Genomic DNA, 11,926 nt, shown 5'->3' with positions numbered 1-11,926 from the left:
GCAAGGGGGAGTAGCGCGAACTACAAAGTTCGCGCTACTCCCCGTTGTGTAACAGCAGTTACTCACTGCTACTTAATACCTGAAATCATGGTTTCCATCGTCGTAGCTGCCGCCGACAACGGCGTAATCGGCCGGCAAGGCCAGCTGCCCTGGCACCTGCCCGCCGACCTCAAGCACTTCAAAACGCACACCCTGGGCCACCCCGTGGTGATGGGCCGGCGCACGTTTGAGAGCATCGGGCGGCCCCTGCCCAGCCGGGCCAATATCGTAATTACCAGCACGCCCGGCTGGCCGGCGCCGGCCGGCGTGCTGTTGGCCAACTCGCTGCCCGAGGCGCTGGCGCTGGCCGCCGCGCAGCCCGGCGGCGAGGAAGTCTGCATCATTGGCGGCGGCGAAATTTACCGGCAGGCCCTGCCCGCCGCCGACGTGGTGTACCTCACCGAAGTGCACACCACCGTGCCCGACGGCGACACCTTCTTCCCTACCCTTTCGCCCACCGACTGGCGCGAGGAAACCCGCGAGCGCCACGAGCCCGACGAGAAGAACGCGCTGGCTTACAGCTTCGTAACGCTGAGAAGAAGGTAAGAAAACGAAGTAGGGTGCGGGGCTTGCCCCCGCCCGGCGTTGAACGAATCTGACCTCAATTGTTCAACGCCGGGCGGGGGCAAGCCCCGCACCCTACCCCCTTACCGCAGCAGGACCAGCTTGCCCCAGTCGTTTTTGAAAGCTTGGTCGCCGGCGGTGGCGCGGCGCTCGAAGGTGCCGCCCGACTGGTCGAGTGAGACGCGGTAGAGGTAGGTGCCGTTGGCCAGGCGGTCGCCGTACTGGTCGGTGCCATCCCAGGCGTAGTCGGTGATGTTGTTGCCGATGTGCAGCGGGCCCAGCTCACTCATAAAAATCTCGCGCACGACCCGGCCGGTGAGGGTCATAATCTGGATTTTCATGTTGCGCGGCAACTCCTGGCCCGTCACCGTAAATACAAAGCGCGCCTTGCTGGTCACGGGGTTGGGGTAGGGAAAGACGTTGGTAATTGTGGAGGCATTCACTACCTCAAACTTCACCTGAAAATCCTGGGCGGCGGCGGCGGCGTTGGCCGGGTTGCGGCCCTGCACGCGCAAGGTGTAAACGCCATCGGCCAGCTTGCTGGGGTTGAATTCCAGGCGGGCCACGCTGCCAGCCGTGCTATCCACGCTGAAATGGACCAGCGGGCCGTTTACGTCGATGGCCGTGGCCGTGGCCTGGCCGGGGCCTTGCAGAAACACCGTGAAGTTAGAAGCCTTCGTAATGTGGCGCACTTTATCGCTGTCTTTCAGCTGAATACTGATAACCGGCGTGGGCGACACCAGCTCACCATCCAGGATGTGGCGGCCATCAACGGCCACGTCGAGGGTAGGCGGCACGCTGGTATCGCCAATCGTGAAGGCATTCAGCGTCAGGATATTATTGTAATAATACAGCTCGGGCTGCAACTGCGGATTGACGAACACGCGCGGAATGAACCGGCCAAACAGCCCTTTCACGTTTAGGCTCACGTTCACGGTCAGCACGCTGTCGTTGGCACCCAGGTCGCGCGGGGCCGGCAGCAGCTTGGTAGTGCTGGCCACCGGCAGGCCCGTGGCCACGTTGATAAGCTGCACCTGCACCTGCAAGCGGCTGGCAAAAGCTTCCTGCGACACGTTATCAAACTTCACCGGAAAGCTGATGACCCCAACAGTAAGCGCCTGGTTTTTAATACGCGTCGTATCATACACGGCCGAGGCTACCAGGTCGCGGCGCACCACGCCCTCCGGCAAGCCCTTGTAGGTAATGAGCCACTGCTTGAGCTGCGGCGGCGTCCGGTTCACCGAGTCGCGCAGGGCCAGCTGCAGCTGCATGTAGGGGTAGGTGGTGGTCGAGTAGCTGCTCAGGTCCACGGGTTGGTGGCCCACGTTCGGGTTCAGCACCGTGGCCTTGCCCGTGGCATCAATGCCCGACAGCACCAGCGTATAGCTCGAAGTAGCCGTTTCGCGCCGGATGGTGTTGTAGAGCGTCTGCCACTTCTGGGCCGGGCCAATGAGCGTGCTCGTGACGCTGCCAACCTGGCCGGGGGTAGTGAGCATGGTGTTGAGGTTAACGACTTGGCTGAAGCTGGCCTGCGTCAGGCTGCGGTCGGGGCCAACCTCCTGCACCAGGCGGCCGCCGCTGGCGCGCTTCTGCGCCACCAGCGCCCACGGGTCACCGTTTTTGAGCTGAGTAATGAGCTTGCTGCCGAGCAAAGTCGAAAACGAGTTGCCCAACACGGGTAGCAAGCTGGCGTAGCGCAGCCGGTTCTCGCTAATGAGGGCCACGTAAGCGCCATCGGGCACGTTGCTCAGGAACGTCTTAAGCTGGGCCTGCCGGGTGGCGCTGTTATTGAGGTTGTCGGTAGAGTCGGCAGCGTTGCCAAAGTGGTAGAAGGTCTGGCTGCCCTGCCCGCACGTGAGGTAGGGGCCGCCCTGCGTAATGGTCAGGCGCTTGAGCGAATGCTCGTCGAGCACTACCACGAGCAGGTTGGGCGAATTGATGCCGCAATCGGCCACGAAAGGCAGCTGGGTGGCATCGGTGAAGATGCCGTAGCCACTGTTGATGTTGAAGGTAGGGCCGCTACCCACGCCCCCGCCGCCCACGGTGCGTAGCTGCAAGGCCTGCTGCTGGTCCGCAAATTTCCAGCGGTTGCCGGGCGTCGATACCGCCACGCTTTGCAGCTGGTCGCGGTCGAACTGCCCGTTGTGGCTCTGCGACCACCCGCCCGTTAGTGCCTTCGTGATAATGCGGAAAGAGCTTACTTGCCAGCTGCCATCCTCCTGCACCGAGGGGGTAGTGAAACGCACGCGCCAGTACCACACCACCGAGTCGCGGCCGGCCGCCGGCAGCAGGGCCGCCGGGGTCCAGCTGGCAACGGCGGCCGCTTGCAGGTTGGGCTTCGACTGCAAGGCTTTGCTATCGAAGGTCGCCACCGAGTCCACCTGGAAATCGTAGCCCCGCGTGGGCGAGGCCAGGTCGTTGCTTTGGGCCACCAGGCGGGGGGTAGGGCTCGCCACGATGGCAAACTCCGTTGGCGTCAGCTGCGTCACCCCGCCTTGCAGAAACGTGTAGGAGAGCTCGGCCGAGTTGTTGTTTTCGTTCAGCTCGGCTACCTTATTACGGTAGTCCAGCTCCACCAGAAATTTATTGGTCCCAAACACGTTGCCCGAGTTGGGAATCGTAACCGTGTACGTCGTGTCGCGCTGCCAGGCCTGGCGGAACGTCTTGAGGAAAACGTCCGACTTGCGGGCCGCCGCCCCGTTCTGCGACGCGTAGCTGCGCGTAATACGCACCTCAATCGAGTCGAAGGTGATGCGCGCGGGGTTGCTCACGGAAATATTCAGCTGAAAGCTGGTGGCCGTGGCGGCCACCGTGGCGGGCGTCATCGACACGCCGTTGGCCACGAAGTCGGGCTTGGCGGGAGCGTAGAGGCGCAGCGCCGGGTCGCCCTGCCACAGCGTGGCTAGCAGGTCCACAGCCCCGGCAGGGTTGTTCAAGTAGGGCGACGTACTCTGCAAGCGGCGCACCACTTCGTTGCGCACCTCCGGCACGGGCCGCCCAAACCAGACAGGATTGTTGAACAAGAGCTGGTGGAGCAGGCTCTGGGCCGGGTTGAGCAGGTAGGCGTAAGCAAAGTCCGTCTCGGCCAACATCCCGATGGCACCTTTATTAGGAGCCAGCAACCAGTCGGTACCAAATGAGCGAGCGTTGTAGAAGCAGGCTCCCGCATCACAGCCATCATACATGAGCACCGGGTAGCGGCCCGCGTTGCGATAGTTATTGACCGGGTCGTTGATGTCGCCGAGATTCACATCGAAAGTATTGGTAGAGCCGTGCCCGAAATAAGAAATGAGCGAGAGGCCATTATTCAGCTCAGTCGAGATGTTAATGCTTATCGGCAGGCCGAGTGTCGTGCGCCGGAAGGTTGTCACCTGCCCCCCAAATAAGGGCCGCTCAATGATTTGCTTATACGCATCCAGGTAGCCCCCAAACTCTTGAAAATCCAAGGCACTTTTACCCCCTGCCAGATGCACCACATTTTTGCGCCAGCTTTCCACGCCCAGCGCTTCGTGCGTTATCAGTTTGGCAAGGTAGTCCAACACCTCCTGCGGGGTAGCGGCCACTACGCGGCCCGTGGGCAGCTTAGCCACGAAGTTGTCGTGCTGCCAGTCGCTGGAAAGAATGTCATCCGACGCCGCCCGCGATGAAACCGGCACCAGGTCCACGCCCTGGTCTCCCAGAACTCGGGTTGTGGCGGCGGCCGTCAGGCCTAGGGTAGTGGTGGGGGGCGAGTCATCGTTATAATAGGCATCAGGCTGTATGCCCTTGCCCAACAACAGCAGGTATTTGGTCTGAACAGGCGCGGCCGCGTTCAGCCACAGCGCGAAGTGCCGCAACGCCAGCAGCGACCGCTCGCCGTAGTGAAACTGGTCGTAGAGCAGTGGTGCCGTCACCATCAGGGTATCGTAGCCGCCGCCTGCCGCCGAGGCGCGGTAGCTGGCATAGGCGCGGGCCGCGTTGGGCTCCGAGCCCGCCGCCCTCATCAGCTTGGGGTGAGTGATGATAACGAAGTTGGGCTTTACGGGGTCAATAACCCGAAAATGCACCGCAATCGGCGCGCCGGGCACCAAAGTTTGGGCGGCGTCGGCGAGCAGCAAGCGGCGCGTTTGCGCGCTCGTGGCCCCTGGAAATACAAATCGCCGGGCCGCGCTGCCCAGGGTTTGGGCGGCCGCCGGCGCGATGCGCTGCACGTTCCAGGGGTCCTGAATATCATAGCCAATTACCGTAGCCGGAATATTGTCAATCTCATACGTAGCGGGCCCGCTCAGCAAGGAGTCGTTCTGAAACCACAGGTTGCGGCGGTCGGCAAACCAAACATTTTGCTGCGGCGCGGTCAGTCGCACAAAACCGTAGCGCCACGCGTCGGGTATCCCACTACTCCCAGAGACGGGCACTACTCGAGCATTTATCTCCACCTGCCCCGTGGCGCTGATGTCGCCGCGCTGCAACGTGGAGCGCTGCCGCCGGAAATCGAAGTTCTGGTAGGTCAGCACGCCCAGCTCGCGGTAGGCCCCGCCCGGTGGGATAACGCCCACGCTGGTTAGGTGCTTGCCCGCTGGCTGGTCCGGAATGCTGGCCCCCAGTATCAGCACCTCCGCCGTTGGCAGCGGGGCCGCCGGGGCCGTCTCCACCGCCCGCAACAAGCTGTCGTTGACAGCGGAGGCGGTGAAATTATAATGCGAATAAAACCCTTCGCCCCTTTCCAGCCACGGCAGGCAGGTATAGTAATCTGTGTTCGGCGCATCCATGTACCAATCATTAAATACTTTGAGTGCCGACTGAATGCGCCAGGCGTGCGGGGCACCCCCGGCGGCCACGGGCTGAGCCATGCGCTTGCCGGGCCGGCCGGCGCTCCAGGTAATGAAGTAGGCCGCCGTGTCGGTGTAGAAGCTATAAAATGGATGCGACTGGTCGGCGGGCACCTTATACAGGTCGCGGTCGAGCACGCCGTCGTTGCGCTGGCCGTAGAATTCGAGGTAGGTAGTATTGTCGAGCGCGGCGGCGCTGCCGCCCTGGTACACGGCCACTTCCCGGCCGCGCCGCCACAGCTGCAGCTGCGTCGGGGCCACGCCCGTGATGCCGCTGAGTTTGCTCAGGTAAGCGTAGTCGAGGCGATAGAGGCCATCGCGCCACACCTTCATCTTATAATACGGCTGGCCCGGCACTATCCATTCGTTGCCGTAGGGGCCCGACTGCGCCCGCGCCACCGGGCTCAGCAGCAGGCAGGCCAGCACGAGCAGGCACGCGCCGCGCCAGGTTTTTACTTTATAGACTAAATGCTGCCACGCAGCGGGGTAGTGATTGTTCATAGTTCAGCCAATTAAGCAGCTATAGTAGTAGTAGTCAGCAACGCGCACCTTATCTGATGCTGGGCAGCCCGGTGCTGGCCCGGCTGCCCAGGCCGTAGCCCAGGCTCACAATGAGCGAGTTGGTTTGGGACGAGGCACCGTCCTGCACGCCCACGTCGAGGCGCGAGAGGGCCAGGTCCACGCGCAGGCCGCTGATGGCCACGCCCACCCCCAGGCTATACTGGCCCTTCCACTGCTTTTGCCTATCGAAATTCTCGATTTGCTGGTAGTTTCCTACCCCCCCCCGCAGGAAGGCCAGGTTGCGATAGCCAAACTCTACCCCCGCGCGCGGGTCCACGCTCACGGGCTTGGCCGAGATGAGCGTGTTGCGCTGGCCATCGGTGGTGGCTTCCAGGTCCACGGCCACCAGGGCCGTAAACTGCGCGGGCAGCTTAAACTGCCGGCCCGCGCCCAGCACCAGGCGCGGCAGGGTTAGCTCGGTCGTGTTGGTCGGAATAGCCTCGCCCGGTATCGCGTTGGCCCTGAACTTGTCGGCGTCGATGCTCCAGGCGTTGAAAGTGGTTGTAATGTCGCGGGCCATCAGGCCCAGCCGCCAGCCTTTGTGGTTGTATTGCAAGCCCACATCCACCCCGAAGCCGTAGGCGTTGGCATAGCTGCCCACGTTGCGGTAAATGACCTTGGCACTGCCGCCCACGCTCAGGCCCTCGGGGCCCAGCTTGCGGGCGTAGGAGAGCAGCAGCGCGTAGTCGGCCACCGAGAAATACGTGATTTTATCATACTGAATATATCCGTACTCGTTAATGAGCGAACGAGTATCGGCAATGTTATCGACGCCCGAGCGCAGCAGCGTCACGCCGATGGCACTCTTCTCATCCAGCGGCATGGCAAAGGCGGCGTAGTCGTTCTTCACTACCCCCGAAAACAGCTCGGAGTGCATCAGCACGCCATCGTACTTGGCCTTGATGTTGGTGAGGGCGGCGGGGTTCCAATAGCCGGCGGTGGCATCGTCGGCCAGGCTCACCTGGGTTTTGCCCATGCCCAGCGAGCGGGCACCAGCCCCGAGGTTCATAAACTCGTTGCTGTACTTGGGCGTGTTGGTCTGGGCGCGGGCGGCGGGCGCGGCGGCCAGCCCTAGCAGCACACTCAACCCCAACCCTGCCGCCCAGGGGCGGCTCGAAGCGGAAAGTTTTAGCATAGCAAACTAATAATTGAAAAATAAGATGGAGCAGCAACGCAAGTTACTGCCGGATAGTGCGCGCGCGCGCGCGCCGCGAAGCCAGAAACGCGCAGGTGACTGGCTAGCGCGCAGTTAGTCCGTGTTTTTAGGATTGGTGGCGGCTGGCATTGGACGAAAGAATCAGGTGGGGTAGGAAAGACGAAAAAATAAATGGCGGCGGGCAACGAAAATTTTTACACCGAGTATTATGCAATACAAAGTACCCGTTGTACATTTGTACCGTTCCTCACCTACTACTAGCCCATACCGCCCATGAAACTAGAGAACACCCAGGTGCAGATGCGCAAAGGCATCCTCGAATTCTGCATCCTGGAGATTATTGGCCGCGGGGAGGCCTACGCCAGCGACATGCTGGAGGAGTTGACCGCCGCCCGCATGATTGTGGTGGAAGGCACCCTCTACCCCCTGCTCACGCGCCTCAAAAATGCCGCTTTGCTCGACTACGTGTGGAAGGAATCGACCTCGGGGCCGCCCCGCAAATACTACACGCTCACGGCGGCCGGCCGCCAGTTTTTGGAAGAGCTGCGCCAGACCTGGGAGGACATGGCGCTGTCGGTGGGCATTATTCGCCAGCCGCCCCGCCCTGTTTAATGCCTCTCTTTTTCGCCAAATCTCCTTTCTCAGCCTAACCTGCCGCGCTTCGCGCCTGCGGCCTTTCTCATGAAAAAGAACATCAGCATCAATTTACAGGGGCTCATCTTTCACATTGAAGATGATGGCTACGAAGTACTTAGCCGCTACCTCCAGGAGGTGAAGGCGCACTTCGCCAGCTACCAGGGCCACGAAGAAATCGTGGCCGATATTGAGGGCCGCATTGCCGAGCTGTTCGCGGCGCGCCTCTCGGTGAGCAAGCAGGTTATTACCCTGGCCGACGTGGAGGAGCTGACGGCCAAGATGGGCCGCGTCAGCGACTTCGCCACCGAGCCCGACGAGGAAGATGCCGCCTATGCCGAGCCGGCCGCGACTGCTTCCGGCTCCGGCCGCGCCACCGGCCCTACCCCCCCCTTCGACGGCCAAGCCGCCGATGGCCAGCCCCGCCGCCTGTATCGCGACCTGGCGCATCGCAAAGTGGCGGGCGTGTGCGCCGGCCTGGCGCAGTATTTCCGCGTGAACCCGCTGGTGGTGCGCCTGATTTTCCTGGTGCTGGTGCTGCTGCCCAATTTATTTCGGCACCGCTTTCCCTTTCCCGGTGTTGGGCTTTTTGACCGCGACTTCGACCTGCCTGGCTTGGTGGTCGTTCTCTACGGCATTTTATGGATAGTGCTGCCCAAGCGCGACGACGCGCCGGCTCCCATTGACACGCTGGACTTTGGCGGCAAGCTCACCGGGCGCAAGCTCTTCCGCGACACCGACACGGGCAAGGTGGGCGGCGTGGCCGCCGGCCTGGCGGCGTACTTCCAGACCGATGTGGTGCTGATACGGGTGCTGTTGCTGCTAGGCTTGTTTCTGGGCGGCTCAACCTTGATTATCTACCTCATACTGTGGGCGGTGGTGCCGGAGGCCCGCACGATGTCGGAGAAGATGCAGATGCGCGGCGATGCCGTCACGCTTTCGGGCATTGACAACAACTTGCGCAGCAGCGCGCTCGATGGCGATGGCGCCCCTACCCCCCCCAACCGGCCGCTTGGCACTTACCTGGAAAGCGCGGCGCGCGGGGCGCGGCCAGCGGTGGGTTTGATTGGCACGCTGCTGCGCTGGATAGTGGGCGCGCTGCTAATTTTTTGGGGCGGCTCGTGGCTGTTTAGCGTGCTGATGCTGCTGGGCGCGGCCCTGAGCATTATTCCCTTCACGGCGGTGGAGCGCACCAGCAATGGCTTTATGTTTGATGACAGCTTCGGGGCGGTGGTGCGCAACCTGCCACCCTGGGGGGCCATTAGCGGGGCGCTGCTGCTGGGTATTCCGGGCCTGGGGCTGTTGTTGTTAGGCGTGCGCCTGCTGTTGCGCCGCTCGGTGCTGAGCCGCTCATCGAGAGGCGTACTGTTGGGGCTGTGGCTGCTGGCCTTGGTGGGCAGCGCGGCGGCGGGCCTGCAGGTGGCCCGCGATTTTCAGACCAGAGGCACCTATAACACTACCCTGGGCCTGCAACCCATTGCTGGCCCTGGCATCGTGCTGGATTCGCGCAACGTGGAAGACCATTTTCAGTGGGTAGCTATCAACCTGGCACCGGCCGACAGCGGGGCCGCGCCTTTCGTGGAACAAGAATTTAAGGCCCGCGGCCGTACGCCGGAATCGGCGCGCCTCACGGCGCAGCAGACCATCGACTACCACATCAATCAGCGCGATTCGACCATCATTTTTGACCAGGGCACGACGCTGAAAAGCAACGCCGCGTTCCGCGACCAGAAGCTGAGCCTGACGCTGCACTTGCCGCTGGACAAGACCTATCGGTTGACGCCGCTCTTTATTGAACACCTTGACGACAATGATTTTACCAGTGGCCACCGTCCCGGCGGCGACCGGCCCTACCGGGCGCGCTTCACCCGCGAGGGTAAATTTACCTGCCTGGATTGCCCTGCTAACGCTGGCGATGAAGGCAACTCGGACAACGACCGCGCCGACCGCGATAATGACGATAACAACGACGACGAGGTGGTGGACCTGGGCCTGAACGGCACCAAAATGCGGGTGCGCGTGAACACCGACGGCGACCAGCCCGACATTCGCATCAGCACCGAGGCCCCGAAATTCAACACCAACCTGAGCAGCTACGGCAACGGCCGCAAAAACCTGAACAACCCCGACAACTTCACCGAGATTGAAACCCACGGCGCTTTCCGGGTGCTGGTGCGCCAGGGCGACAGCTACCACGTGGAGGCCGCCGGCAGCTCCCAGGACCTCCAGCAGGTGAGCCTGCGCGTGGACGGCGACCGCCTGGTGGTGCGCCACCGCGACCGCGGCTTCTTTTCGGGCTTTAGCTTCTCCAGTCATCCCATTCTGGTCACCATCACCCTACCCCGCCTCCAGAAGCTGGAGTTGAACGGGGCCTGCCAGGCCGACGTGAGCGGCTTCCGCGACGAAAACCTGGGCCTCGACGTGTCGGGCGCGTCGTTTGCCCGCCTCAACGTGGACGTGCCGAACCTTGACGTGAGCCTGAGCGGCGCCAGCCACGCCACCCTGAGCGGCACCGCCCACAACCTCACCGTGGACGGCTCCAGCGCCAGCCAGTTTGAGGGCCTGGACCTGCGCACCGAAAACACCACCCTCAAACTATCGGGCGCTTCGCAAGCCGCCGTGCGCGCCAGCAATGGCCTCACCGCCGACCTCAGCGGCAGCAGCCGGGGGCGCTACGCCGGCAAGCCCGAGCACATTGAGAAAGACCTCAGCGGCAACAGCTCGCTGGAAGAAGCGCGGGACTAAGCAGCTTCGGCCAAAAAGGAGGGGATAGGGAAAGTTGGCCGCGGCTAACCTTCCCTACCCCCTCCTTTTTAGTCGAAGCCCAAGCCACCCTCAGCCGCCAATCTGCTTGGCTTTGTAGCCTTCTTTGAGTAGAATTTCGAGCACCTTGGTGCGCAGGTCGCCCTGCACTACTATCTCGTTGTCCTTGGCGCTGCCGCCTACTCCGCACTTAGTTTTCAGGAGCTTGCCCAGGGTTTGCAGGTCTTCGTCGCGGCCCACGAAGCCCGTCACGAGCGTCACCTGCTTGCCGCCGCGCTGCTTTTTGTCGAGCTGCACGCGCAGCTGCTGCTGGCGGGGGGGTAGGGTGGTGGCCCCGGCCGGCTCATCGGTCTGAAAAGAGAACTCGGGATTGGTAGAATACACTACCCCCTGGCGGCGCGACGGGTCGTTTTTCATCTTTAGTATCAGGCTAATTTACTGGTTGTTGCTGCGCTTGCGGCTGGATAATTATCGGCCTATCCCCCACCCCTACACGGCCACCTCCAGCGCCAGCGGCAGCAGGCTCACCTCAAACTCGGTGGCGTGGCCCAGGTAGTCACCGTCGGCGTGGTAGCCCAGTGGCGCGGCGGCGCGCACTGTGGCGTGCCGCGTGTGGCGGTAGGTCGCGCCGCCGGTGCGCGGCATGGTGCCCAGCGCCATGCCCAGCATCACTTGCAGCGCCCGCCAGGGGGGTAGGGCATCGATGAGGCACATATCGAGCAGGCCATCTTCAATGTTGGCCTGCGGCGCGATGTAGGCATTATTACCATACTGCGAGGCATTGGCAAAAGCCAGCACGTAGCAGTCGGTGACCAAGGTCTGGCCATTGGTCGCGACTTCCACCGGCACGAGCCGGAAGTGGCCATATTCCCGAATCGTGACCCGCAAATACGTGCTCAGCCCGCGTGAACCGGCCCGCGCAAAGTGCTGGCTCACGTGCGCGTCGAACCCCAGCCCCGCCGTGCAAAAAAACGGCCGGCCATTGATGGTGCCCACATCCATGCGGCTGAAAGTGGGCTGCCGCAGCCGGCGCAACGCCGCCGGCAGGCCCAGCGGCACCCGCAGGTGCCGGGCCAGCCCATTGCCCGAACCGCGCGGCACGATGCCCAGCGCCGCGCCGGTCTGGCCCAGCAGGCCCTGGCCTACTTCGTTCACGGTGCCATCGCCCCCACCGCCACCACAATCCGGCAGCCTGCCTGGGCAGCAGCGCGGGCCAGCTCCGTGGCGTGGCCGGGCCGCTCGGTGGGGCGCAGCAGGTAATCGGTACCCGCCACCCCTCCGAAGTAGCGTTGGAGCAGCGCTGGAAAGTCGGCCTGACGACCGGTGCCGGCCATAGGATTGAAAATAAAACAGATAGGTGGCATACTTTATTTAACGACAAATGACCAGGGACTACTGACTA

The 11,926-nt window shown here is 62.7% G+C and carries 8 protein-coding genes; 3 read left to right on the top strand and 5 right to left on the bottom strand.

The window, feature by feature from the left end:
- Positions 1-87 precede the first annotated feature (87 nt).
- Positions 88-585, top strand: coding sequence for a dihydrofolate reductase (locus A0257_00040; protein ID AMR25633.1), 498 nt, complete (start codon positions 88-90; stop codon positions 583-585).
- 101 nt (positions 586-686) lie between these two features.
- Here A0257_00040 and A0257_00035 read toward each other — a convergent pair whose 3' ends face one another.
- Positions 687-5,912: a hypothetical protein gene (locus A0257_00035; protein ID AMR25632.1), complete on the bottom strand. Its 5,226-nt coding sequence runs from the start codon at positions 5,910-5,912 to the stop codon at positions 687-689.
- A 49-nt stretch (positions 5,913-5,961) separates the two neighbouring features.
- Positions 5,962-7,041 carry a hypothetical protein gene (locus A0257_00030; protein ID AMR29559.1) on the bottom strand — a complete coding sequence of 360 codons (1,080 nt, stop codon included), beginning with the start codon at positions 7,039-7,041 and terminating at the stop codon, positions 5,962-5,964.
- Positions 7,042-7,401: 360 nt separating this feature from the next.
- On the opposite strand from A0257_00030, the gene A0257_00025 reads away from it, so the two are divergent.
- Both A0257_00025 and A0257_00020 read left to right on the top strand, forming a co-directional pair.
- The gene (locus A0257_00025; protein AMR25631.1) at positions 7,402-7,740 is read left to right on the top strand and encodes a PadR family transcriptional regulator; all 339 of its coding nucleotides are present in this window, start codon (positions 7,402-7,404) and stop codon (positions 7,738-7,740) included.
- Between the two features lie 69 nt (positions 7,741-7,809).
- Positions 7,810-10,506, top strand: coding sequence for a hypothetical protein (locus tag A0257_00020; protein ID AMR25630.1), 2,697 nt, complete (start codon positions 7,810-7,812; stop codon positions 10,504-10,506).
- A 90-nt stretch (positions 10,507-10,596) separates the two neighbouring features.
- Here the strand turns inward: A0257_00020 and A0257_00015 are convergent, their stop codons facing one another.
- The 3 genes from A0257_00015 to A0257_00005 form a co-directional block, all read right to left on the bottom strand.
- A complete protein-coding gene (locus A0257_00015) occupies positions 10,597-10,941 on the bottom strand; it encodes an SUI1 family translation initiation factor (GenBank protein AMR25629.1) in 345 nt (114 codons plus the stop codon).
- Between the two features lie 72 nt (positions 10,942-11,013).
- Positions 11,014-11,679, bottom strand: a complete 666-nt coding sequence (locus A0257_00010) for a hypothetical protein (protein ID AMR25628.1) — start codon at positions 11,677-11,679, stop codon at positions 11,014-11,016.
- A complete protein-coding gene (locus tag A0257_00005) occupies positions 11,676-11,858 on the bottom strand; it encodes a hypothetical protein (protein ID AMR25627.1) in 183 nt (60 codons plus the stop codon). Before A0257_00005 ends, A0257_00010 begins: the two co-directional genes overlap by 4 nt.
- Positions 11,859-11,926: the final 68 nt, after the last annotated feature.

The sequence above is a fragment of the Hymenobacter psoromatis genome (assembly GCA_001596155.1).
Taxonomy (GTDB): domain Bacteria; phylum Bacteroidota; class Bacteroidia; order Cytophagales; family Hymenobacteraceae; genus Hymenobacter.
Note: the sequence above shows the minus strand (reverse complement) of the source record. Positions and strands in the feature narration are given on the sequence as shown.